Origin of the sequence: Nocardia sp. NPDC005998 (genome assembly GCF_040614395.1) — a bacterium.
Taxonomy (GTDB): domain Bacteria; phylum Actinomycetota; class Actinomycetes; order Mycobacteriales; family Mycobacteriaceae; genus Nocardia.
Window position 1 is genome coordinate 191,536 of record NZ_JBEXUI010000005.1, and the last position, 22,023, is coordinate 213,558.

Genomic DNA, 22,023 nt, shown 5'->3' on the forward strand with positions numbered 1-22,023 from the left:
GTCCGCCCACCCGTCCGCGGAGTCAGCGACGACTACGCGGACGAGTGGCGTTCATGGTGGGGCGTGTCAGGCTCACATGCGCTCGACCTCGATGGTCATCCCCGCCGCCCGCAACCGATCGGTGAGCGCATCGCCCATTGCCGCGGCGGGGGTGAGGATGCCAGCCAACTCGGACAGCTTCGCACCATCGAAGGCCAGGCACAGTCCGGCCTGGCCGAGCATTACCGCGGTTGCCTGGTATCCGGGATCGCCGGTGCCGGAGAAGGTGGCGACATATTTCGCACCCGAGGAAGTACGCGCGTAGGTCTTCATCGTGAACCACCCACTGGTGCGCGCCTGCTCGCTCGGCCCGGTGCCCGGCTTCGGCACGATTCGGTCGAGCAGCTTGCGCCCCACCGCGACTCGCGACAGCACCGCGCCCGCGGCCATCGTCGCGACAATGCCGCCCGCCATTCCGGCGGCCACCAGCGGCGCGGTGGCCGACTTGCCCGCATTCATCACCTCGCGGTAGCGGAAGTGCTTGCCGTAGACCCAGCCGAGCAGACCGTTGCTGCGGCGCACGATCTTGGTGTTGTGCGCGGCCATGACGAAGGTGCCGACCCAGCCGTCCAGACTGGGATCGATGGTGCTTGCGCGCTGCAGCGCCTGATCGGTCTGGCGGCCCACATCGGGTTCCATCGACTTGTCCGGACTCAGCGAGTACGGGTGGCTCATTACCGAACCCTTCGACGGATCGGCGGCGATGGCCTCCATCATGGCTCGGCCCGAATCGATGGTGCCGCCGCTGACCCCGCCCTTCAGCGATGCGATCAGGGTGGTGTCCTCGAGCTCGCCGGTGTTGTCCGCGACCGTGCGCCGGTACAGCTGGTACACGCTCAGATCGGAAGGAATCGAGTCGTAGCCACAGGAATTCACGATCTTCGCACCGGTTTCCACGGCCCGCTCGTGGTACTTGTCGATCGCGTCGCGGATGAACAGTGGCTCACCGGTGAGGTCGGCGTAGTGGGTACCGGCCTTGGCACATGCGGCCACCAGCGGCAGGCCGTAGCGCAGGTACGGGCCGACGGTGGTCACCACGACGGTGGTCCGTGCAGCCAATGCGTCGAGTGCGGCCTGATCGGTCGAATCCGCGACGACCAGACCCCAATTCGCCGCGGCCGGGCCGAGTTCGTCACGGACGGTGGTCAATTTGTCGAGCGAGCGCCCCGCCAGCGCGATGCGGGCCTCGGCGGGCGCCGCGCCGAGCAGATACTGTGCGGTGAGCTTGCCGACGAAACCTGTTGCGCCGAACAGCACTAGGTCGAATTCTCGGTTGTCTGTCATGGTCTTCCGTTCGATAGCTGCTGTCGTGGACCTATTGCGCGCCGGAACCGCGCGCGGTGGACTTCTTCGCGCGCGGCCGCGGCTTTTTGGTCGGCGTCGGCCGATGCTCGACCAGCCATTCGCGGTGCGCCTTACCCAATTCGGTGACCGGCGGTTCGTCGTAGAGCCATTCGCGGGCGATCTTGTGCCAGTTCGCAGTGCATTCGAGCTGGCCGAGCATGCCGAAGGTGAGGAAGTCGGCGCGGCGCGAGAACAGGTGCTCCGGCGGCAGATTCTGCTGTTTCATTCCGGCGAACTCACTGGCCCGCGGATCCACCGCCAGCAGAAACGCACCGCTGGCCAGCTCCGATGTGATGGTCAGCTCCTCATCGACCAGACACCATTCCGAGGCCGCGAGCACGTATTCCAAGCATTCCTCGGCCCCGATCTCCTCGGGCGAGTCGATCACACCGCGCTCGATCATCAACTGCCGCAGGTCTTCCGCGCGATCCTCGGCCGCCGCGCGCAGGCAGATCGTCTCGAATCGCACATGTTCGGGATCCATCCGATTGAACAGCCCGAAGTCGAGGAAGCCGACCCGGCCGTCATCGGCCAGCAGCACATTTCCGGGATGCGGGTCGCCGCAGAACTCATTGAAGCCGAACAGCGAACCGACATAGAACCGGTAGATGATCTCGCCGATCCGATTGCGCTCGGCCGCGGGCAGCTGGCGGATCTCCTCGAATCCCTTGCCCGCCACATATTCACTGACCAGCACCCGCGTCGTGCTGAGTTCGGGCAGTGAGCGCGGCACCGTGATGAACGGGTGTCCGGCATAGAGCTCGGCGATCTGCAATTGGGTATCGGCCTCGGCGTGGTAGTCGAGTTCGCTCTCCATATTCAGCCGCAACTCGTCGAGTACGGCGGGGGTCACCCACGGCATCGCCGATTGCAGCACGCGCCGGAACATGGCCAGATTCTTCAGATCCGCGCGCACCGCGGCGTCGATGCCCGGATACTGCACCTTCACCGCGACCTGGCGTCCGTCGCGCAGTCGCCCGAGATACACCTGCCCGATGGAGGCCGCGGCAATGGGCTCCGGCTCGAATTCGGCGAAGACCGCATCCAGCGGTTGGCCGAAATCCTCCTCGATCACCTGCCGCATCGATTCGAACGACACCGTCGGCGCCGCATTGCGCAGCACGGCCAGTCGCTTCTGGAAGCGCTCCCGATGACTCTCGGGCACCAGGTCGAGATCGAGTACCGACATCATCTGGCCCAGCTTCATGGCCACGCCCTTCATGGTCCCGAGGACCATGACCACCTGTTCGGTGGTGCGGATCATCGATTCCTCGGCCATCTTCGCGCGCACGGCCGCCGATCTGCCCCGCATCGATAGCCGCGTGCGCTGGGTTCGGATGACCGAACTGGCTGCCACCGCACCCAGTTTGGTGCCACGAGCAAGCCGAGAAGTCGGCACTTGCTTCGCCATCGAGGGACCTCCATTGGTGCCAGCGGTCGGAGCGACGGGCGCGCAGGCGGTAGCTCGCGTAACCACGTAGCGACCCGCGCAGACCGCCATCGGGCAGAGCGAGGGCGGTGATGTGGGACACCCATGCACCGCTCGGGCTTCAGAGTAGCCAACGATGCGGCAATGTCGAGACCGCCGTCACTATTTCAGCTAGCGCCCCAGCTAGCGGCCTGTTAGCGGCTCGAAGTCGGGCAATTGATCAGGTCGGCGACCGCTAGCTAGCGGTCAGGCACCAGTCTGCGGCGGCTTGGGCAGGATGTGCGGCTGCGCGTTGAAGATCTCGCGGGAACCGCCGGCGCGCGCCATTCCCTCGATGGCGCTCCAGGCCATCATGGTCAGGTAGTCGATGACCTCTTCGCGCGACATCGCCTTATCCGTTGTCCACCAGTGCGTAGCCAGCTGGATGCCGCCGACCAGCACATACGACCACAGCAGCGCACCTTCGGTCGCGAAGCCGTGCTCGGCGCTGCGATCGATGATGACCGTGGTGACGACGTCGGCGAAGAGCTTCTCGAATTCGGCGAGTGAGGACTGATCGGTCGAGCCGTTGCCCATGATGAACCGGTAGACCTCGGGGTCCTCGTCGACCGTGCCCACATAGGCGGCCAGCGCCGAACGCACCAGGTGGTACTCGTCGGCGTCGAGGCTGATCGCCTCGTACACCCGCGGCATCAGGGTGGTCTCGATGAATCGCTGCATGGTCGCATGGACCAGGTCGTTCTTATCGGAGAAGTACCGATACAGCACGGTCTTGGAGACGCCGATCTCCGCGGCGATCTCGTCCATGCCCGCATTGCTGCCGCGCGTGCGGATAGCCGCGAGGGTGCCGTCGACCAGCTCTTCGCGGCGGTCGATCTTGTGCTGTCGCCATCGGCGCTTGCGACCGTCCGTCCGGCCGGTGCGCACCGCTGCCGGTCGTTCGGCGAGCTCGCCGACATCGACAAGGTCTTCGGTGGACAGCGTGACTCCCTCGGTTGTTCGGCATCCTGGAACCACCAGCTTAGGTCCAGGCAACGACCAACATGCGCGTTTGGGTAGTGGTTGCGACAGGTTGCACACAATCCGACCGTTCGGTGTCGGTTGCATGTCGCTTGCGATCGGGCCGGAGGTCGGTCCGCGATACGCAGCAGAATGGGTGTCATGGAGAGAGCTCCCGGCAACACAACAGCGCGAACGACGGGCGCGGAGGTGGTGGCGGCCGGACCGGCGCAATCGGCCGAAGACCGCACGTCGCGGGCAGCGGTGGGCGACGGGCGGGCCAGCGAAGGGCCCGGCTCCGATACTGCGGTGCTCGACGCGCCAGCGCGGCCGACCAGTTTCGCGGCCTTCGTCGACGACGAGGGCAAGCGCCGCGACCTGTTCAAGATGAAGGCGCTGGCCACCGGCTTGTTGGCGTTCGCGACGGCGATCTATCTGTTCTGCCGGTGGCTGGAATCGCGCGGGTCGGGCGGCGATTGGGTCGGCTACCTGCGGGCCGCGTCCGAGGCGGGCATGGTCGGCGCACTCGCCGACTGGTTCGCGGTAACCGCGCTGTTCCGGCATCCGCTGGGCCTGCCGATCCCGCACACCGCGATCATCAAGAAGAAGAAGGATCAGCTCGGCGCCAGCCTCGGCTCCTTTGTCGGCTCGAATTTCCTTGCCCCGGACGTGGTTTCGGCGAAGGTGAATTCGGCGCAGATCTCCTGGCGGGTCGGGCGCTGGATGGCCGATCCCGGACATGCGGGCCGGGTGGCCCAGGAGAGTTCGACGATCCTGCGCGCGGTGGTCGGGGTGCTGCGGGACGAGGACGTCGAGCAGGTCATCGACAACACCATCGTCAAGCGGATCGCCGAACCGCTGTGGGGTCCGCCGATCGGCCGGGTGCTCGCCGAATTGCTGGCCGACAATCGGCAGCTGCCGCTGCTGGACATGCTCGCCGAGCGCGCGCATCAGTGGGCGCTCAGCTCGCAGGAGACGATCGACCGGATCGTTTTGCGGGACGCGCCGCAATGGGCTCCGAAATTCGTAAACATTCTGCTTTCAGAAAAGATCTATCGGGAGCTGGTCGAGTTCACCTGGAAGGTGCGGGCCGATCCGGAACACGAGGTCCGGCTCGCGGCGAATCGGTTCCTCGAGGAATTCGCCTACGACCTGCAACACGACGACGCGATGATCAAAAAGGCCGAACGGATCAAGGCGCAGATCATGGGTCGCGAAGAGATCACCGGAATGGCCGAGGCGACCTGGCGCGCGGCCAAGCGGCTGATCCTGGAGTCGGCCGATGATCCCGACTCCACGCTGCGGCGCAAGGTGGCCGAGAACGTGCAGCAGCTCGGCGAGCGGTTGCGCGACGACGCCGAGATGCGGGCCAAAGTCGACGGGTGGATCGACCGCGGCGCACGGTATCTGGTGGAAAACTATGCCGCGGAGATCACCACGCTGGTGACCGATACTGTTGCCCGGTGGGATGCCGAGGAGGCGAGCAAGAAGATCGAAGTGCAGGTCGGGCGAGATCTGCAATTCATTCGCATCAACGGCACGGTCGTGGGATCACTGGCGGGGCTGGCGATCTACGCGATTTCTCAGGTGCTGTTCGGCGGCTGACCATTGCACGCCGAATGTTTGCTGGAAAGGTGCTAACAGGGTGCTTGCAATAGTTAGCACTCTGCTTTAGAATTGGAAACGTACAACCGCCAGAAGGTGAGTGATGGCAGACCAGCCCGAAGGTTCCGCCGAGTACACCGACGAATCGCAGGAGAGATCCGGCGGCGTCGGCGAAAAGGCGGCGCGTGTCGCGAATGCGGCGCACGACATCGGAGGTTTCATCAGGGCACAGCGAGAAGCCGCGCAAGTCTCGTTGCGTCAGCTCGCCACCCTGGCGGGAGTGAGTAATCCATACCTCAGCCAGATCGAGCGCGGATTGCGCAATCCGTCCGCCGAAGTACTCGCGCAGATCGCCAAGGCGCTGCGGGTCTCTTCGGAGGTGTTGTACGTACGGGCTGGCTATCTCGAGCAGCGGCCGCACAGTCCGGTCCGGGATGCCCTGCTTGCCGATACGTGGATCAGCGAACGGCAGAAGCAGGTGCTGCTGGACATCTATGAATCGTTTCGCCGGGAAAACGGAGGAAGCGAACCAGGGGGGACTGAATGGGACAGCGACGTTCCGAGCACAACACCTACTCCGCCACGCCAGGAGAACGAAGAATGACCGAAAACTCGAGTATCAAGCCACTGTTCGCAACCGTCGGCGCCGGTGACGCGGTGTACACCGCGTTTGTCGACGCCGTCACCCAGGTGCGCGAGCGCGCTGCCACCGCCGATGTCAGCGGTCGGGTCGAAGAGGCCCGTGAGCGCTTCGCCAATGTGCCCGCCGATGTGCGTGCCCAGTTCGAGTCGCTGCGCGAGCGGCTGTCCGGGCTGCCCTCCGAGCTGCCGGAGGACCTGGCCGAACTGCGCGAGAAGTTCACCCCGGAGGAGCTGCGGGCGCTCGCCGAGAAGTACTACAACCAGGTCCTGGACCTGTACGCGGACCTGGCCGTGCGCGGCGAGGAGACCGTCGATCGGCTGCGCGCCAACCATCTGGTCGAGGATCAGATCGAGCGGGTCGAGACCCTCTACAAGGATGCGGCCACCCGCGCCGAGGATGCGCTCGCCAAGGTCAACGACCTGATCGGCCGTCCGGCCAAGGACGAGGTCGAGGAAGAGGTCGAGGAAGCGGCCGCCCCGGTCGTCGAGGCCGAGGTCGTCGAGGTGACCACCGAGACCGAGCCCGCCACCGACGGTGTCGCCAAGAAGGCTCCGGCCAAGAAGGTCGCCGCCAAGAAGGCTCCGGCCAAGAAGGCGGCCCCCAAGAAGGCCTGACCCCTTCGTATTCCGCCCCGACGGCCCCGCACACCCGGCGTGTGCGGGGCCGTTGCTTCTATGATGGGCTGGTGGACACAGCGCACGGATTGGCTAGCTGGATCTTGGACGGGCTGCGGCTCTTGGCGCTCGGCGCGACAATCTTCGCGCTGATCCACGCCATCCGCCAACGCCCCGACGCCTTCACAGCAGTGGACAAGCTGACAAAACCGATTTGGATAGCAATCCTCGGCGCAGCTCTCCTGTTCCTGCTCCTCTCCCTCAGCGTCACCAGCTTGCTCGCCTTGGTTTCCATCATCGCCACCGGCGTGTATCTGGCAGACGTGCGACCGAAGGTGGATGAGATTCAGCGCGGGCCGCGCTGGTAGGGGTGCCCCTGGCCCGGGGATGATCGGGCGTGTCCGCATCGTCGTGAGTGTTGTCTGCTCGAACGATGTCGCCGACCGATGAGTGGATGGGATTCAGCGTGCGCTGCGCAGGTAGTGGCGCGCGTGGGGCGGGGCGCTTCGGCCGGGTCGCAGGGAGTTGCTTATCGGGGTGATCAAGGGATGCGGCCGTCGTCCCCGCTGAATCAGCGCGACCGCCATGATTTGGGCCGGGTGCCCCTGAATGGCCTTGGGCCGTTTGCTTGCTGGGGTGATTGCAAGAGTGCGGCCGTTGCGTGAGTCATCTCGTGACCGGTGCCGATTTGGTCGATGCGGCTGAAGTTGGAGGGGTTCGGCGCGTGCCGTGGCTGTTGTAGTCGTGTGCGGTCGGTCCCCTCGAGTGGCTGGTGCGCATCGGGAGATTGGGTGTGGCGGTTGCGCTGGCTTCTCGCCGTGACTGTCATCTCCCGGTTGATGTGGCCGACGGGTGAGATTCAGTGTGGGCTGCGCAGTGATGGTGCGTTTGAGGGTGGGGCGCCTCGCTCGACTGGGCAGGGGCGTTGCTCGTTCGGTGACCGGGGTGTGACCGTTGCATCATCGTGAACGGCATCTATTTGCCGATGCGGCCGCAGTCGGGCGAGATTCAGTGCGGGCGCCGCGCTGTTGTAGCTGGTTCGATCGAGTGTCGCTGGGGCCAGAGGGAGTCGAGCCGGTGCTCGTTTGGGGGGCGGTTGGGCGCGGCGGGCGGCTAGGAGCGCGGCGGTGTTCCTTGGGGCTTTGGGGAGGTCGGGGAGCGAGCCGTTGCTCATTTCATCGTTAGCGCGACGGTTATCTGCGTGGCTGATTGTGCGGTCGAGGTGGATGCGACTTGGCGTAGTCCGGGGGCTGTGGTCCTCGTGCGGTCGCTGTTTACGAGGTGTCAGAGAGGGAGGCGGTGCTCATAGGAGGCGGTCGGCGTGGTGGCTGCTCTGAGTGCGGTTGGGGAGAGTGGGCGATGTTTCGTTACTTCGGGGGTGTTCGGTCACTTTCTCCGTCATCTCGAGGGGTAGTTGGGAGCATGTGCGGTCGAGGGGAAGCGGGTCGACGTGGGCTGGCGGCTGAGTCCTGGGTGGGGCGAACGGCTGTGTCCTCGGTCGTCGAATGGGGGTGTTCTTTGTGCCGGGCGGAGGGGAGGGAGCGGTGCTCAGGGGCCGGTTGGGGTGGGGGTTGCTGGTCGGATGTGGGGTGGGGTGCGAGCGTGGGCGGCGGAATGTCGGATAACTTTTGGTGCTTGCATTAGCTAGCACCTCGGGGTTACTGTTTCTGACAGTTACACAAAGGAGTGTCCGATGCGTGCAATGGTGCCTGCAGATAGGGACTTCCCTGGTCAGGTCCGGGGGCTGGTCCGTACACACCGCGCCAACCTGCGGTCGCGTACCTATGCGATCGCGGCGCTGAACCCGCCGACGGCGCCGTACGAGGTCGTTCCCGTTGTCACTCGCGATGGTGCGCGGCTGCGGGTGCACGCCTACGGACCGGCCCATGCTCCGGCGATCGTGCTGGTGCACGGCTGGACCTGCGCCATCGAATACTGGAACGCGCAGATCAACGCGTTCGCCGGGGAATACCGCGTCATCGCCTATGACGTGCGTGGCCACGGCGAGAGCGAACTGGGTTCCAGTCCGCTGACCACCGATCTGCTCGCCGACGATCTGGCCGCCGTGCTCGATGCGACCCTGCACCCCGGCGAACGGGCCGTGCTGGTCGGCCACAGTCTGGGCGGCATGACGCTGCAGGCATGGGCCGGACGCTATCCCGACCGGGTCGCGAAGCAGGCCGGCGCGGTACTGCTGACCAACACCGCACCGGGGCAGCTGGTCGCCGAGACCACCGTCGTACCGCTGTTCAACACGCCGCTCCCGCTGCTGCACCTGCGAATCCCATTGCCGCACTTCATCGGCCGCCTCGGCCTGGGCGCACCGATCGTCTTCCCGCCGATCGCCCCCGTGAAGTGGGCCTTCACCCGGCAGATCATGAGCCCGCGCTCGGCCGGTGACGTGGTCGACTACAGCCTCGCCATCGTCCGCTCCTGCCCCGCCCGAGTACGTGCGAAATTCGGAATCCTGCTCGCCGAACTGGATCTCGGCGAATCCGCACGCAATCTCACTGTGCCGACAACGATCCTGGCAGGCGAGTTCGATGACATGACACCGCCGGTGCATTCAGAACGAATCGCCGAGATGCTCAGCGAAACCGGCAGTCTGGTCAAATACGAGGTCCTACCCCAGGGCCACCTCGGCAATGCCGAGATGTTCGATCGCTTCAACGAGGAACTAGCCCTGATCCTCGAGTCCGTCCACCAGCCCGCCGCAGCCGTCAGCTGAGCCACCTCATGCCCCTGCCCACCGGACGCCGCTGATCAAATGCCGCTTGCCGCGCGACCGCAGGCGGGCGACCGCGCCAAAAGCTGCGGGGGCAAGCCGCCGTCTGCTGCTCGGTCGACCGCCTGTGGTCGGGTGCCACTGTTCAAGTTCCGCTGCGGCGCAACATTAGACAGATGAGCACGCTGGAAGCTGTTGTCCAGCTGTCTGATTGCAGGCAGGTGAGCCCGCAGTCGCCAGCCAGCTCGATCGGCTGTCGCATTGTCGAGCGCTTACTTGTCGAGGCGAATCATATGGTCGTCGGCGTATCGAGCCGATTCGGTTGGTCAGGAGAAGACGACGGTCCGGCGCCCGTGGACCAGGACTCGGCCCTCCAGGTGCCAGCGGAGGCCGCGGGCCAGGACCACTCGTTCGATATCGCGGCCCTGGCGGACCATATCGCGGACTTCGTCGGCGTGGTCGATGCGAATGACGTCCTGTTCGATGATCGGGCCCGCGTCGAGTTCGGCGGTGACGTAATGGCAGGTCGCGCCGATCAGCTTGACGCCGCGTGCGAAGGCCTGGTGATACGGGCGGGCGCCGACGAACGAGGGCAGGAAGCTGTGGTGGATATTGATCGCCTTGCCCGCCCAGTGTTCGCAGAGTTCGGCGGGCAGCACCTGCATAAAGCGGGCCAAGACGACGGCGTGCGGGTCGTGGGCGTCGACCAGGGCGCGGACCTCGTCGAAGGCGGGGCCACGTTCGGCCGGATCTTTGGGGAAGGGCACGTGGTGGAACTTGACGCCATGTGCTTCGGTCATACCGGCGAGATCCGGGTGGTTGCCGATCACCGCTTCGATGGTGGCGGGCAGTTCGCCGCTGGTGGCGCGGCCGAGCAGGTCGTGCAGGCAGTGGCCGTCCTTGCTGACCAGCAGAACGGCGCGGCGGCGTGCACCGGAGTCGAGCAGCTGCCACTCCGTCTCCGGGCCGAAGTCGGCCGCCACGCCCGCGAATCGGTCCCGCAGTTCCGCAATGCCGAACGGCACCGTCGACGCCTTGATCGCCTGGCGGGTGAAGAACCAGCCGGTATCGGCGGCGGTATCCCGCGGCACTCCCTGGCCGACACGAGCTGCCGCCTCCGGGCCGGACACTCCCGGCACGGAGTGATAACCGGCCTCCACAATGGACCCGCCGAATTCGGCGATGAACGAGGTGATCCTCGCAATGATGCCGGGACGGTCCGGGCAGCCGAGGGTGAGCACGAAGCGGCGGTCGTCCAGAGCGGGTGGAGCGGAACTCATGGCCTCATCCTCCCAGGCCGCCCAGGACGCCCGCGCAACAGGTTTGCTCGCGCGGTACTCGCCGACGCCGGATAATGAACCTGAGTGGCCCGCGTACCGCTCGAGGGCCCGATGTGAGGATGCGGCCGTGACGCGTGTGAAGTTCGTCCGACAGCTCGATGGCCTGACCTACGAATTCGTCCGCGAAGGCTGGGCCTACGGCCACCCCTCCTACAAACAAGTCGACCACGACCTCTGGTGCCGCCGCCTCCCCGACTTCGGCTGGTCCATCTGCACCGACTCCGGCGAAGTCCTCAGCCGCCCCTTCGACAACCCCGGCCAAGGCCCCCTCCCTCCCGAAGGCACCTGGGTCTCCCGCAAACACGAACGCTCCTACATCTACACCATGCTCCACCACGACTAACCCCCCAAATGCACTCCCCACCCCCCTCTCAACCTCGCCCCACCACCACATGACGATCTCGAACCAGGCACCCAAGCCCCGCCGCCGCTGTCGCGAGCCAAGCTGACCTCGTCGAGAATGCGCTCATGCAGGGGGCTCTCGGCGTCTGCCTGCACCAGCGCATTTTGATCATGAAACATCGCTTGGGGTGATGGGGTGTGGGGTGAGGGGGTTTGGAGGTGTGTTGCTGGAGTTCAGCGCGGTTGCGGGACCTGGTTGACGCTGTTACAGGTCGTAAAATGGTTCGGCGTAGTGGAATTCGCCGGTGATTTGGGGGTCGTAGGCGGAGAGGGGGCGGATCTGGAAGTGGGAGATCCAGGAGGGGGTGTCGGGGGTGATGCTGAGGCGGGCGGCGGGGACGAATCCGAATTGGGGGTAGAAGTCGAGGCTGCCGAGTAGGCCGATGAGGGGTTCGTCGAGGGCGTCCGCGGCGCCGAGGGCCGCGTGCATCATGGCCGCGCCTACGCCATGGCCCTGATGGTCGGCTAGGACGCCGATCGGGCCGAGTGCGAGCACCGGGAACGGGCCTACACCGGCGCGGGTGAGGCAGACGTGGCCGATTACGGCATCGTGTTCCACCGCGACCATCGAGAGGGTGGGGATCCAGCCGGAATCGCTGCGCAGCCGAGTGACGAGATCGACTTCGGGTGGATCGGCCACATCGGCGAGTTCACCTGTGAGTTCGGCGATTTCCCGCCGATCGGTATCGCCATTCGCGTAATGCGGTCCGAAGGCGCTGCGGTGGACGGCCGCGATCGCGGTGGCATCGTCGGCACGTTCGCGACGGATCAGCACGGTGTCGTCTCCTCCTGAACGAAATTGGGCCATCCGCAGCTGCGCAGCTGTCGGCAAGGCAGGCGCAGCGGCTCCACCGACATTATCGAGTCTGCGCGATGCATCCGAGGCGCGCAATGGAATTCGCCACCGGTATGCCAGACTCTCACCCTGTGGCAAATTCCGCGTCGCTTACCAGGGCCGAAGTGGCCGCCATGATCGACCACACGTTACTGGCGCCGGAGGCGACGGACGCCGATGTGGACGCGTTGGTCGCGCAGGCACGCGATCTCGGCGTGTACGCGATCTGCATATCGCCGTCTATGTTGCCGGTGCGCGCGCCCGGGTTGGTGGTCGCGACCGTCGCCGGATTCCCATCGGGGAAACACCATTCGCTGATCAAGGGTGCCGAGGCGCGTCTCGCCGTCGAACAGGGCGCGGCCGAGGTCGATATGGTGATCGACGTCGGTGCCGCGCTCGCAGGCGATTACACCGCGGTGCTCTCCGACATCGTGACGGTGCGTGAGGCCGTGGGTGACCGTGCGGTACTCAAGGTGATCATCGAATCGGCGGCGCTGCCCGACGCCGCGATCATCGAGGTATGTCGGGTCGCCGAGCGCGCCGGTGCCGATTTTGTGAAGACCTCCACAGGATTTCACCCGGCCGGTGGGGCGAGCGTGCACGCGGTTCGGTTGATGGCCGAGACGGTCGGCGGGCGGCTCGGCGTGAAGGCCAGCGGCGGCATCCGCACCTCCGAGGCCGCCGCGGAGCTGATCGCCGCGGGCGCCACGCGGCTCGGCCTCTCGAAATCCGGTGCGGTGCTCGACGGTTTCCCGGACTGATCCAAGAAGCTCGCCTGCCCGATCCGTCGATACCGCGTACACCTTTCGCCCCAAACATGGTGGTAGTCACCGAATCGGACGAATGCGCACGTCATGTGCAGTCAGCGAGTGCAGTTGTGTGTTGGGTGCTCCGACATCGCAGTGATCGCTCGATCGGGCAGGAATGTGCACGTCGCGCGTAGTCGGCGAATGGGGTTGTGGTGTCGGGTGGTCCGACATGGCAGTGGTTGCTGGGTCGGGCAGGCTGCTCGGAGAGCGGGAATCCGGCGCGGCAGTGCTCGGGCCTGGCGAACTCCCCAGGGGACGAACGGTATTGCTGTCCGGATACCTCAGCAGCTGACGTTATTGCCCTGGGCGGCGGGGAGTTCGGTGCGACCGCCGGCCAACTTCACCGCAATGCCGTTATCGGTGACCTTGATCTCGGTGGCCTTCATGCCGAGCGGGTAGCTCTGCAGACTCTGCGTGAAGACGCCGACGATGCCCGACACCAGATCGGTCGGCAGTGCGATGCCGAGCAGTGCCGCCGACATTGTCTCGATCTCCACGGCGCCATTCTTCACCTGCGGCTTTACCTGCAACTGCGCGATCCCGCCGAGCACATCCAGGGTCAGCATCCCGGTCGATGCGGAGGACGACACGCCGCTGACCAGGCCACCGAGGGTCTCCCGGATACCGTCGTTGCCCCAGGTGACATCGGCCGAGGAGCTGCCGATCGTGCCGCCGGTACGGCCGCTATCGGTGATCTCGAGATCGTTGAACCTGGCATGTACCACCATGCCGACGGCGGGGCCGAATTTGGTGTCGGCGCTGTCCACCTTCACCTGGCCGACCTTGCCGTCGATCCAGGTGATCAGCATCGGTTTCGGGCCGAAGCTCACATCGATCTTCGAGCCCATATCCTTCTCGAATTGCGTGCTGATGCAACGCGAAACTTGATGTCTGGCATACGCCTCCCCGCCGACCAGCACGGTAGCGAGCAGAATCGCGACCACGACTAGGGCGATCACCAGGGCACGCCGGTTCACCTTCAGGGTGGATGGGCTCTTCGTACTCATGCCCTCGATTCTTCCGGACTTTTCTGAGCTCGCTCTGTGGGCGCGGTGAGGGGTTCGATTGTGACATGTGACACAAGATTCGAGCGTAGCCTGGTCGACATGGCTGGCGACGCGGCGGGCCGCTCCCTCGATTCCGCCGAGCACGGGTGGCGTGTGCTGCGGCGATTGGCCGGGCGCCACGCGGGGTTCTTCACCACCAGACAGGTCTTACGTACCGGATGTGAGGCGCGAGTGCGCGCCGGACTCGGCGACGGATCGGTGACGCGGGCCGGGGTGGGGCTATTGCGCCTGACCGATTGGCCCGCCGGCCCGCTCGATGAATACGCCATGTGGGCCGCCTGGTTCGACGGTGCCGCCGCGGTATCCCATCAGAGCGCGGCGGATCTGCATGGACTCGGGCGACTACGTCCGCGATTTCTGCACCTATCGGTCGGCGCGGGCCGACCGCCGGTTACGCCGAGGCTGGTGGTGCTGCGGCGCGCACTGGTCCCCGCCGATCTCGAATCCGCGGGTCCGTTTCTGGTGACGACACCCGTGCGCACGGTGCTCGATCTCGCCGAGGCCGATATCGGACAGTCCGCGCTGGACGAGGTGGTCGGCGACGCGGTCGCCATCCGCCGTTGTGATATCGACGAAATCCGTTCCGCGAGTGTGCGTCTGCCGCCCCGGGCGGCGGCGCGGGTGCGCCGTGCCCTCACCGGCGTGTGATCGATGCGGTGCGTGCCCGGCCGGTATTTCGGTGCGCGATTAATTTGGGGCGACCGTGGACCACGGCACGGAGAGTACGCAGTCGCGCATGCGGCGGCGATAGCTGCGCACGGGGAAGCCCTCTTGGCGTAGGTATTCCGCGGCGGTGCGCCAGCGGACTCGTGGGCCGAACGGTGCCAGTGGTGCGGCCCGCGCCCAGGCGCGGTCGGCGGCGGTCAGCAGTGCGTGGACCGGTTCGCCGGGGATATTGCGGTGGATCAATGCCTTTGGCAGGCGCTCAGCGATATCGGACGGGCGCTCGACGGTGAAGGGGTCCCAGGCCAGGGTCAGCGACAGCGGTCCGGTGCGGTCGAGCAGCACCCATGCGCAGCGGCGGCCCAGCTCATCGCAGGTACCATCGACGAGCAGACCGTCCGCGGCAAGGCCGGACAGAATGGTGGCCCACGCATCGGGCACGGCCGCTTCCGGATATTGCCGCAGCACATTGAACGCGCGCACCAGATGCGGTCGCAGACCGGCCAATTCGAAGCCGCCACGGGCGAACGTGACGCCGTCGCGGCCGGGCACCACCCGTTCCGGATCGATCTCCAGCCCGACCACCCGCAAATCGGGGCGGACCGTGCGCAGTCGGGCCGCCAACTCCAGCGTGGTCCACGGACTCGCGCCGTAGCCGAGGTCGATGACCAGGGGATCGGCGGCCTCACGCAGACGCGTGGTGATCAGCTCGTCGTGGATCAGCCAGCGGTCGCTGCGTCGAAGTCGGTTGACACCGGTGGTGCCCCTGGTGATGGTGCCGACCGGTTTCAATGGGTCGGGTTTTGCTCTTCCAGCCACTTCACGGTCTGTTCGGCCTCGCCGCGGAACAGGTCGACCAGGTTCACCAGCATCAGCTGTTCGAGCCGCGGGCCGACCATCGGGATGAACACCTTGGCCTCGGAGGAGAACCGCACGGTGCAGCCGGTGTCGGTGGGGAACAGCCGAATCGTGCCGCCGAGGCTGCCCGGCCCGGCCGGAATGGAGGCCGAGAACTTGCCGACGGACTCGTTCTCGTCGAACGGTCCCCAGCTCTCTTTGCGGGTGATGACCATATCCTTGCGCAGCACCGCCTGCGCGATCTCCGGCAGCATCTCGCGCGGCAGGATGTGGTTGAGCACGACATCGATGCCGGAGTCGCTGACCTCGAGGCTGGCGATCTCGTTGCCCGGCGAGTACTTCGACAGCTCCGCGCACCGGTCTTCCCAGTACTCACGGGTCGACATCGCCGCGTACAGCTCTTTTGTAGTGTGCAGCGGATAGCGGGCTGAATAGTCCAGTCGGCGAGCCATGAGCGTCAACGTTACCGGCAGCGCTTGCCGCCTCATCGCCCGGCGCTGACTGTGGGGCTTCGCCACAAACCCCACACCGGCGATACGCGGAATCGCCACATCGTCCGGCCAGACTTGTGGGATGAATGGCACGTGGGCGGCGTGGGGCACCGTGATACTGGCGTCGATGGCCGCACTACCGCTCGCCGGTTGGGTTGCGTGGTGGCTGGCGCGGCGTCGCGGCCAATGGCGCACTGCCCTCGCTGAGGTGGGCATGGTGGTCGGCACCGTGCCCTGGCTGTGGATGCTCCTCAACCCGGCGGGCAGCGGCCGTTCGCTGCATCCGGTGCCGCTGCGCGATCTGACCGAGCAGCTGCGCGACGACCGAGTCATCGAGCAGCTCGGCGGAAACCTATTGGTATTCGCCGCCCTCGGCGCGCTACTGCCCCTACGGTGGGCGTGGTTCGCCAACCCGTGGCGACTGCTGCTGGTCGGCGCGTGTCTGTCGACCGCGGTGGAGATGCTGCAGTTCGCCTTGGGCATCGGCCGTCACTCGTCGGTCGACGATGTCCTCGTCAATGCCATCGGAGCACTGCTCGCCGGACTCGCATCATTCCGCTGGTGGGTGTCTGCCCCGGACGCGCTCGGCCCTGGGGCGAGCTCGTCAGACCAAGCTCGCGGCTAGCACGCCGTTATGGGCGGTACGGCGTCGAACTCAGTGCTGGGTGAGCGAGTTGTTGGTGGCTCTCCCTCGGATGCGACCGGTTCGGGACGCGCTCGGCCCTGGGGGCGGGTTCGTCAGACGAAGCTCGGGGCGAGCCCGCTGTTATGGGCGGTGCGGCGTCGAACTCAGTGCTGGGCGAGCCAGTTGTTGGTGGACTCGTCCTCGGATGCGACCGGTTCGGGACGCGCTCGGCCCTGGGGGCGGGTTCGTCAGACGAAGCTCGGGGCAAGCGCGCTGTTATGGGTGGTGCGGCGGTGCGGCGTCGAACTCAGTGCTGGGCGAGCCAGTTGTTGGTGAACTCTTCCTCGGATGCGAGCAGTTCGGTCAGCCGCTCGGCGATCGCGGCCTCGATCTTGCCGCCGAACAGCGGGATCTTCACCTCGATGGTGCCGTCGGTCTGAGCTACCGACCCGGAGCCGTCGGCCGAGAGGGTGATGGTCCCGCGGACCTCGGCGGGCGCACCCTCGACGCGTGCGGTGAAAGTGGCCGAATCGGCGGTCCAGTCCTCGGTGCGCGGGATGATCAGATCGCCGGGGCGCACCGCGGTGATCGCGGGTGGCAGCAGTTCGGCGGAGATGGACTGCACCATCTCGACCTTGACCTGGTCGCCGCTGACGGTGACCGAATCGAGCCGGGCATTGTCGCCACCCACCTCGGCGACGCGGTCCTTCCAGTACTGCTCATCGGCGAAGGCCGCGCGCACGACGGCGACCGGATACGAGTAGCGGGCCGTGTACGCCAGCGGTGTAGCCATGGTCGAACAGGCTACCGTCTGGAGCGTGCGAACTTCACGGGTGGTGTCGTCGGATCAACTGCGCGAGCTGCTGACCGATAGCGGTGCGCGGATGCGCGAATCGGTCCGGCTGGCCGAGCTGACCACGCTGCGGGTCGGCGGTCCGGCGACGGTCGCCGAGTGCGCGACTACCGAGGCGCTGGTCGAGACGGTGCGCGCGCTGGACGCGACGGGCGTTCCGCTGCTGCTGCTCGCGGGCGGCTCCAACCTGCTGATCGGCGACGACGGTTTCGACGGCGTCGTGGTTCGGGTGGCCAACGACGGCGTCGAGATCGATGCGGACGGCGTCCGTGTAGAGGCGGGCGCGAACTGGGACACCGTGGTCGCGGCCACGGTCGAGGCCGGGCTCGGCGGGCTCGAGTGTCTGTCGGGCATTCCCGGCTCGGCCGGTGCGACGCCGGTACAGAATGTCGGGGCCTACGGTGTCGAGGTCGAGAGTCTGCTGCGCCGGGTGCGGCTGCTGGATCGCGCGAGTGGTGAGATCCGCTGGGTCGACCCGTCCGAACTCGGCTTCGGCTACCGCACCAGCGCGCTCAAGCACCGCGATACCGCCGTGGTGCTCGCGGTGGAGTTCGCACTCAACCCCGACGGATCGAGCGCACCACTGCGCTACGGCGAACTCGCCAACGCGCTCGGCGCGACCAATGGTGACACCCGTCCCGCCGACCAGGTCCGATCCGCGGTGCTGAAGCTGCGGGCGGGCAAGGGCATGGTGCTCGACCCCGCCGATCACGACACCTGGAGCGCTGGCTCGTTCTTCACCAATCCGGTCATCGCGGACAACCGCGTCGCCGAAGTGAAGGCCGCCATCACCGCTCATGTGGGCGATATCACTATCCCCACCTACCCCGCGCCCGATGGTGTGAAATTCTCCGCGGGCTGGCTCATCGAGCGGGCTGGTTTCGCCAAGGGCTTCCCGGGGCCGGACGCCCCGGCCCGGCTGTCCACGAAACATACGCTGGCGCTGACCAACCGCGGTGCCGCGAGCGCCGCCGATCTGGTCGCGCTGGCCCGTGCGGTCCGTGATGGGGTGGCCGATCGGTTCGGGATCCGGCTGGAACCGGAGCCGGTACCCATCGGAGTCGAGCTTTAAACGGGTGCAACGTACACCACACTCTTCGCTAGCCGAGCGAACGGTTCTCGCCGCGTAAATTCGATGCGGTGAGCATTCGTCCAGGCATTCATAGACCGGCCGTCGCCGTCTCCGCCGTGCTGCTCGTCGTGGTCGGGCTGGTGGCCGGATGCACGACCGACAAAGGCGGCAAAGCCGACGCCGTCGCAGACAACACCCCGGTCGCCAAGGTCACACTGGCACCGGCCGCCGATGCCAAGAACGTCAACCCGACCGCCCCGGTCTCGGTCACCGTCGCCAACGGCACCATCGACCAGATCGCACTGACCAATGCCAATGGCAAGCAGGTCACCGGTGAGCTCGCCCCGGACAAGCGCAGCTACCAGATCACCGAACCGCTCGGCTACAACGCCAAATACTCCTGGTCCGGCACCGCGATCGGCGCCGACCGCAAGCCGGTTCCGATCGATGGCGCCTTCACCACGCTCGCGCCGAAGAACACCTTCCCCGCGACGCTCAATATCGCCGACAACCAGGACGTCGGCATCGCCGCGCCGATCATCCTGCAGTTCAAGGGATCCGTGCAGAACAAGGCCGCGGTGGAGAAGGCACTCACGGTCACCACCACCCCGCCGGCCGAGGGCGCATGGGCCTGGTTCCCCGACGAGAACGGCGGCTCCCGCGTGCACTGGCGGCCCAAGGACTACTGGGTGCCCGGCACCACCGTGCACGTCGCGGCCAAGCTCTACGGCCTGGATCTCGGCGGCGGAAACTACGGATACTCCGATCTCACTTCGGATTTCCGCATCGGCCGCAGCCAGATCGTCAAGGCGAGCGCGCCGAGTCACCGCATGCAGGTGGTGCGCGATGGACAGACGGTCTTCGATTTCGCGGTCAGCTACGGCGAGGGCAATCAGGCACGCAATGTCACCCGTACGGGTGTGCACGTGGTCACCGAGAAGTACGAAGACTTCCTGATGTCGAATCCGCCGTTCTACAGCAACGTTCGCGAACGCTGGGCCGTACGCATCTCCAACAATGGCGAATTCATCCACGCCAACCCGGAATCGGTTTCGGCACAGGGCTCCTCGAATGTCACCAACGGGTGCATCAATTTGTCGCCCACTGACGCGCAGGCATTCTTCCCGACCGCGCTCTACGGTGATCCGGTCGAGGTGACCGGCACATCGATCCAGTTGTCCGCCGCCGACGGTGACCTCTACGACTGGACCATCGATTGGAATCAGTGGAAGTCGCTGTCCGCCTCGGACGGAACCTCCGGTGCCAGCATTTCCGCTACCCCGGTGGCCCCGGGACCGCCGCGCTAGCCGATAGATTTCGCCCCCGCACGATCGCAATCGTGGCGGGGGCGAATCGTATTCGACGCCAGGTGATTACCGGGCGGCGCCATCCTTGACGAGCGAGCCGTCCTTGCCGAACGTTTCGGCATCGATGATCGAATCCGCCTGCTGTTTGGCCAGCAGATCGCGGATCTCGATGAGCAGTTCGACCTCGGTCGGCTCGGCTACCTTGGCGGTGCCGAACCGGTTCTTCAGGGTCTTCATCGGCACCATCAGCACGAAGTACAGGACCGCGGCGACCATGACGAAGTCGATGAGCGAGGTGATGATCGGCCCGACCGCGATGAAGGTGGCCGGTTTGTCGGCGACCAGCTGAACGCCGAGCCCCAACTCATTGGTCTTGCCCATGACCGCGAGCAATGGATTGATGATTCCCTTTGTCACCGCGGTTACGACCGCGGTGAACGCGGTGCCCATGACCACCGCGACCGCAAGATCGATAACGTTCCCGCGCATCAGGAAATCTTTGAAACCCTTGAGCATGAGCCGAACAACTCCAATCTGGTCTATATGTGTTTCAAACTCGCGATGCTAACCGCCGCCAGCGATCAGGGCGAATTTACAGCTATCGCGACCGCTCGAATCCAGATGGAGTATCGCCGATTCCGTCAGCCGCGGCGCGCGAAGCGACCCGGCCCGGCCTGGTCACGGGGCTTGACGATGATCTGGTCCAGGTTCACATGTGACGGTCGCGACGCGACGAACCCGATGATCTCGGCGATGTCCTGGGCGACCAGCGGGTCGATGCCCTCGTAGACCTTCGCAGCGCGCTCCGCGTCCCCCGCGAAGCGGACCAGCGAGAATTCGGTTTCGACGGCGCCGGGCGCGATTTCGGTGAGCCGCACCGGCTGGCCGAGCAATTCGCCGCGCAGTGTGCGGTGCAGCACCGCCTGGGCATGTTTGGCCGAGGTGTAGCCGGAGCCGTTGTCGTAGGCCTCGAAGGCGGCGACCGAGGTGATGGTGACGATGAGGCCGTCGCCGGAGGCGATCAGCTTCGGCAGCAGCGCCTTGGTCACCCGCAGCGTGCCGAGCACATTGGTTTCCCACATCCAGCGCCAGTCGTCCAGGTCCGCCTCGGCCACCGAGGCCAGGCCCTTCGCGCCGCCCGCATTGTTGACGAGCACATCGGCGCTGTCGATCGCATCGGTGAACGCGCGCACGGAGTCATCCGAGGTCACATCGAGTTCGAGTGCGGTGCCGCCGATTTCGTCGGCCAGGGCCTGCAGCCGGTCGAGCCTGCGCGCACCGACGTACACGTGATAACCCTGCTTGGCGAGTTCCCGGGCGGTGGCTTCCCCGATTCCCGAGCTGGCTCCGGTGACGACGGCGGTGCGAATGCTCATATGGCCGATCCTATGCAGTCGCCGCGCTCCACATTTGCTGGCGACCCCGGCTGTTGCCCGGATCACGCCCCGGGCTCGGGCGCTACTAGCCTCGGGGCATGGCTATTCGGGATGCGGTCAGCGCGGACGGAACGAACATCGTCTATCGGGTCAGCGGCCCGGCGGCGGGCAGGCCGCTGGTGCTGGTGCACGGTTGGTCGGCCAACCTGCAGTGCTGGGGTGCGGCCGCGGACGAACTGGCCGAGCGCTTCCGCGTGATCGCCGTCGACCTGCGTGGTCACGGCTACTCCGACGCACCGGAGACCGGCTACGACGATCCGAAGAACTGGGCCGCCGATCTCGCCGCGGTACTGGCGGCCGAGGGCGTCGAAACCGGGGCGGTGCTGCTCGGCTGGTCCTACGGCGGCATCGTGCTCACCGATTACCTGACCGCGTACGGCACCGGCGCGGTCGCGGGCGTCATCTACTCGGGTTCGATGGCCAATATCGGCCGAGCACCCGGCGCGGAGACCGGTTCGGCCATGCAGGAGGCCATGCCCGGCGTCTTCGACGAAAGCGCCGGACGTGCGGTGCGCGCATTCGGTGCCTTCGGCAACGCCAATACCGGGCCGGGCCCGGATAAGGGTGTCGATGCGCAGCGACTGTTCGGGGCGAGCCTGTGCACACCGCCTCGGGTGCGCAAGGCGCTGTTCTACCGCACCGTCGACAACACCGAAACGCTGCGCACCCTCGATATTCCGGTGCTGGTCCTGCACGGAACCAAGGATCCGGTGGTGCCGATCGAGAACGGCCGCTACATCGTCGACGCCGTGCCCGATGCCAGCGCCTCATTCTGGGAGGATGCGCAACACGGGCTGTTCATCGAGGATCGCGCCCGGTTCGTCGCCGAGGTCGGCGCGTTCATCGACGGGCTGAATTAGCCGTCCG

General features: G+C 66.1%; 23 protein-coding genes. 12 read left to right on the forward strand and 11 right to left on the reverse strand.

The window, feature by feature from the left end:
- Nucleotides 1-72: 72 nt before the first annotated feature.
- The 3 genes from ABZ293_RS10970 to ABZ293_RS10980 all read right to left on the reverse strand — a co-directional run bounded on the left by ABZ293_RS10970 (nucleotide 73) and on the right by ABZ293_RS10980 (nucleotide 3,739).
- Nucleotides 73-1,323, reverse strand: a complete 1,251-nt coding sequence (locus tag ABZ293_RS10970) for a saccharopine dehydrogenase NADP-binding domain-containing protein (protein WP_355179445.1) — start codon at nucleotides 1,321-1,323, stop codon at nucleotides 73-75.
- Between the two features lie 31 nt (nucleotides 1,324-1,354).
- On the reverse strand, nucleotides 1,355-2,794 hold the full coding sequence (locus ABZ293_RS10975) for an AarF/UbiB family protein (protein WP_355179447.1): 1,440 nt from the start codon (nucleotides 2,792-2,794) through the stop codon (nucleotides 1,355-1,357).
- Between the two features lie 264 nt (nucleotides 2,795-3,058).
- Entirely contained in the window at nucleotides 3,059-3,739 is a 681-nt protein-coding gene (locus tag ABZ293_RS10980; RefSeq protein WP_354956918.1) for a TetR/AcrR family transcriptional regulator, read from the reverse strand.
- A 234-nt stretch (nucleotides 3,740-3,973) separates the two neighbouring features.
- On the opposite strand from ABZ293_RS10980, the gene ABZ293_RS10985 reads away from it, so the two are divergent.
- The 5 genes from ABZ293_RS10985 (at nucleotide 3,974) to ABZ293_RS11005 (ending at nucleotide 9,401) form a co-directional block, all read left to right on the forward strand.
- The gene (locus tag ABZ293_RS10985) at nucleotides 3,974-5,416 is read left to right on the forward strand and encodes a DUF445 family protein (protein WP_355179449.1); all 1,443 of its coding nucleotides are present in this window, start codon (nucleotides 3,974-3,976) and stop codon (nucleotides 5,414-5,416) included.
- A gap of 103 nt (nucleotides 5,417-5,519) precedes the next feature.
- Nucleotides 5,520-6,020, forward strand: a complete 501-nt coding sequence (locus tag ABZ293_RS10990) for a helix-turn-helix transcriptional regulator (protein ID WP_355179451.1) — start codon at nucleotides 5,520-5,522, stop codon at nucleotides 6,018-6,020.
- Nucleotides 6,017-6,673, forward strand: a complete 657-nt coding sequence (locus tag ABZ293_RS10995; protein WP_355179453.1) for a heparin-binding hemagglutinin — start codon at nucleotides 6,017-6,019, stop codon at nucleotides 6,671-6,673. The genes ABZ293_RS10990 and ABZ293_RS10995 overlap by 4 nt, the downstream gene beginning before the upstream one ends.
- A 71-nt stretch (nucleotides 6,674-6,744) precedes the next feature.
- Nucleotides 6,745-7,041, forward strand: a complete 297-nt coding sequence (locus tag ABZ293_RS11000) for a DUF2516 family protein (protein ID WP_354956879.1) — start codon at nucleotides 6,745-6,747, stop codon at nucleotides 7,039-7,041.
- A 1,325-nt stretch (nucleotides 7,042-8,366) separates the two neighbouring features.
- Nucleotides 8,367-9,401: an alpha/beta fold hydrolase gene (locus tag ABZ293_RS11005; protein WP_355179455.1), complete on the forward strand. Its 1,035-nt coding sequence runs from the start codon at nucleotides 8,367-8,369 to the stop codon at nucleotides 9,399-9,401.
- Between the two features lie 323 nt (nucleotides 9,402-9,724).
- Here the strand turns inward: ABZ293_RS11005 and ABZ293_RS11010 are convergent, their stop codons facing one another.
- Complete coding sequence (locus tag ABZ293_RS11010) at nucleotides 9,725-10,678, reverse strand: formyltetrahydrofolate deformylase (protein WP_355179457.1); 954 nt, start codon at nucleotides 10,676-10,678, stop codon at nucleotides 9,725-9,727.
- 127 nt (nucleotides 10,679-10,805) lie between these two features.
- Here ABZ293_RS11010 and ABZ293_RS11015 point away from each other — a divergent pair, with 127 nt between their 5' ends.
- Nucleotides 10,806-11,081, forward strand: coding sequence for a hypothetical protein (locus ABZ293_RS11015; RefSeq protein WP_354956888.1), 276 nt, complete (start codon nucleotides 10,806-10,808; stop codon nucleotides 11,079-11,081).
- 264 nt (nucleotides 11,082-11,345) lie between these two features.
- Here the strand turns inward: ABZ293_RS11015 and ABZ293_RS11020 are convergent, their stop codons facing one another.
- The gene (locus ABZ293_RS11020; RefSeq protein WP_355179459.1) at nucleotides 11,346-11,915 is read right to left on the reverse strand and encodes an N-acetyltransferase; all 570 of its coding nucleotides are present in this window, start codon (nucleotides 11,913-11,915) and stop codon (nucleotides 11,346-11,348) included.
- A 194-nt stretch (nucleotides 11,916-12,109) separates the two neighbouring features.
- Here ABZ293_RS11020 and deoC point away from each other — a divergent pair, with 194 nt between their 5' ends.
- Nucleotides 12,110-12,736: a deoxyribose-phosphate aldolase gene (gene deoC / locus ABZ293_RS11025; RefSeq protein ID WP_355179630.1), complete on the forward strand. Its 627-nt coding sequence runs from the start codon at nucleotides 12,110-12,112 to the stop codon at nucleotides 12,734-12,736.
- Between the two features lie 329 nt (nucleotides 12,737-13,065).
- On the opposite strand, the gene ABZ293_RS11030 is transcribed toward deoC, so the two are convergent.
- The gene (locus ABZ293_RS11030) at nucleotides 13,066-13,791 is read right to left on the reverse strand and encodes a DUF2993 domain-containing protein (RefSeq protein WP_355179461.1); all 726 of its coding nucleotides are present in this window, start codon (nucleotides 13,789-13,791) and stop codon (nucleotides 13,066-13,068) included.
- Nucleotides 13,792-13,890: 99 nt separating this feature from the next.
- Between ABZ293_RS11030 and ABZ293_RS11035 the strand changes: the two genes are divergently transcribed.
- Nucleotides 13,891-14,499, forward strand: a complete 609-nt coding sequence (locus ABZ293_RS11035; RefSeq protein WP_354956893.1) for a hypothetical protein — start codon at nucleotides 13,891-13,893, stop codon at nucleotides 14,497-14,499.
- 39 nt (nucleotides 14,500-14,538) lie between these two features.
- On the opposite strand, the gene ABZ293_RS11040 is transcribed toward ABZ293_RS11035, so the two are convergent.
- Both ABZ293_RS11040 and ABZ293_RS11045 read right to left on the reverse strand, forming a co-directional pair.
- Nucleotides 14,539-15,333 (reverse strand): class I SAM-dependent methyltransferase, encoded by a 795-nt coding sequence (locus tag ABZ293_RS11040; RefSeq protein WP_355179463.1) that lies wholly within the window; start codon nucleotides 15,331-15,333, stop codon nucleotides 14,539-14,541.
- Nucleotides 15,303-15,824, reverse strand: a complete 522-nt coding sequence (locus ABZ293_RS11045; RefSeq protein WP_355179465.1) for a DUF2505 domain-containing protein — start codon at nucleotides 15,822-15,824, stop codon at nucleotides 15,303-15,305. Before ABZ293_RS11045 ends, ABZ293_RS11040 begins: the two co-directional genes overlap by 31 nt.
- 121 nt (nucleotides 15,825-15,945) lie before the next feature.
- Here ABZ293_RS11045 and ABZ293_RS11050 point away from each other — a divergent pair, with 121 nt between their 5' ends.
- Entirely contained in the window at nucleotides 15,946-16,488 is a 543-nt protein-coding gene (locus ABZ293_RS11050) for a VanZ family protein (protein ID WP_355179467.1), read from the forward strand.
- A 307-nt stretch (nucleotides 16,489-16,795) separates the two neighbouring features.
- On the opposite strand, the gene ABZ293_RS11055 is transcribed toward ABZ293_RS11050, so the two are convergent.
- Nucleotides 16,796-17,281 (reverse strand): DUF2505 domain-containing protein, encoded by a 486-nt coding sequence (locus ABZ293_RS11055; RefSeq protein ID WP_355179469.1) that lies wholly within the window; start codon nucleotides 17,279-17,281, stop codon nucleotides 16,796-16,798.
- A gap of 40 nt (nucleotides 17,282-17,321) precedes the next feature.
- Between ABZ293_RS11055 and ABZ293_RS11060 the strand changes: the two genes are divergently transcribed.
- Complete coding sequence (locus ABZ293_RS11060) at nucleotides 17,322-18,413, forward strand: UDP-N-acetylmuramate dehydrogenase (protein ID WP_355179632.1); 1,092 nt, start codon at nucleotides 17,322-17,324, stop codon at nucleotides 18,411-18,413.
- A gap of 68 nt (nucleotides 18,414-18,481) precedes the next feature.
- A complete protein-coding gene (locus tag ABZ293_RS11065; protein ID WP_355179471.1) occupies nucleotides 18,482-19,720 on the forward strand; it encodes an Ig-like domain-containing protein in 1,239 nt (412 codons plus the stop codon).
- A gap of 66 nt (nucleotides 19,721-19,786) precedes the next feature.
- Here ABZ293_RS11065 and mscL read toward each other — a convergent pair whose 3' ends face one another.
- Both mscL and ABZ293_RS11075 read right to left on the reverse strand, forming a co-directional pair.
- A complete protein-coding gene (gene mscL / locus ABZ293_RS11070; RefSeq protein WP_355179473.1) occupies nucleotides 19,787-20,236 on the reverse strand; it encodes a large conductance mechanosensitive channel protein MscL in 450 nt (149 codons plus the stop codon).
- A 125-nt stretch (nucleotides 20,237-20,361) separates the two neighbouring features.
- Nucleotides 20,362-21,096 (reverse strand): SDR family NAD(P)-dependent oxidoreductase, encoded by a 735-nt coding sequence (locus ABZ293_RS11075; RefSeq protein ID WP_355179475.1) that lies wholly within the window; start codon nucleotides 21,094-21,096, stop codon nucleotides 20,362-20,364.
- Nucleotides 21,097-21,194: 98 nt separating this feature from the next.
- On the opposite strand from ABZ293_RS11075, the gene ABZ293_RS11080 reads away from it, so the two are divergent.
- Complete coding sequence (locus ABZ293_RS11080) at nucleotides 21,195-22,016, forward strand: alpha/beta hydrolase (RefSeq protein ID WP_355179477.1); 822 nt, start codon at nucleotides 21,195-21,197, stop codon at nucleotides 22,014-22,016.
- Nucleotides 22,017-22,023 lie beyond the last annotated feature (7 nt).

What these genes read in the sequence shown, in the direction of transcription:
- ABZ293_RS10970 (WP_355179445.1), bottom strand. Translation starts at nt 1,323, where the DNA reads ATGACAGACAACCGAGAATTCGACCTAGTGCTGTTCGGCGCAACAGGT.
- ABZ293_RS10975 (WP_355179447.1), bottom strand. Translation starts at nt 2,794, where the DNA reads ATGGCGAAGCAAGTGCCGACTTCTCGGCTTGCTCGTGGCACCAAACTG.
- ABZ293_RS10985 (WP_355179449.1), top strand. Translation starts at nt 3,974, where the DNA reads ATGGAGAGAGCTCCCGGCAACACAACAGCGCGAACGACGGGCGCGGAG.
- ABZ293_RS10990 (WP_355179451.1), top strand. Translation starts at nt 5,520, where the DNA reads ATGGCAGACCAGCCCGAAGGTTCCGCCGAGTACACCGACGAATCGCAG.
- ABZ293_RS10995 (WP_355179453.1), top strand. Translation starts at nt 6,017, where the DNA reads ATGACCGAAAACTCGAGTATCAAGCCACTGTTCGCAACCGTCGGCGCC.
- ABZ293_RS11005 (WP_355179455.1), top strand. Translation starts at nt 8,367, where the DNA reads ATGCGTGCAATGGTGCCTGCAGATAGGGACTTCCCTGGTCAGGTCCGG.
- ABZ293_RS11010 (WP_355179457.1), bottom strand. Translation starts at nt 10,678, where the DNA reads ATGAGTTCCGCTCCACCCGCTCTGGACGACCGCCGCTTCGTGCTCACC.
- deoC (WP_355179630.1), top strand. Translation starts at nt 12,110, where the DNA reads ATGATCGACCACACGTTACTGGCGCCGGAGGCGACGGACGCCGATGTG.
- ABZ293_RS11030 (WP_355179461.1), bottom strand. Translation starts at nt 13,791, where the DNA reads ATGAGTACGAAGAGCCCATCCACCCTGAAGGTGAACCGGCGTGCCCTG.
- ABZ293_RS11035 (WP_354956893.1), top strand. Translation starts at nt 13,891, where the DNA reads ATGGCTGGCGACGCGGCGGGCCGCTCCCTCGATTCCGCCGAGCACGGG.
- ABZ293_RS11045 (WP_355179465.1), bottom strand. Translation starts at nt 15,824, where the DNA reads ATGGCTCGCCGACTGGACTATTCAGCCCGCTATCCGCTGCACACTACA.
- ABZ293_RS11050 (WP_355179467.1), top strand. Translation starts at nt 15,946, where the DNA reads ATGAATGGCACGTGGGCGGCGTGGGGCACCGTGATACTGGCGTCGATG.
- ABZ293_RS11055 (WP_355179469.1), bottom strand. Translation starts at nt 17,281, where the DNA reads ATGGCTACACCGCTGGCGTACACGGCCCGCTACTCGTATCCGGTCGCC.
- mscL (WP_355179473.1), bottom strand. Translation starts at nt 20,236, where the DNA reads ATGCTCAAGGGTTTCAAAGATTTCCTGATGCGCGGGAACGTTATCGAT.
- ABZ293_RS11075 (WP_355179475.1), bottom strand. Translation starts at nt 21,096, where the DNA reads ATGAGCATTCGCACCGCCGTCGTCACCGGAGCCAGCTCGGGAATCGGG.
- ABZ293_RS11080 (WP_355179477.1), top strand. Translation starts at nt 21,195, where the DNA reads ATGGCTATTCGGGATGCGGTCAGCGCGGACGGAACGAACATCGTCTAT.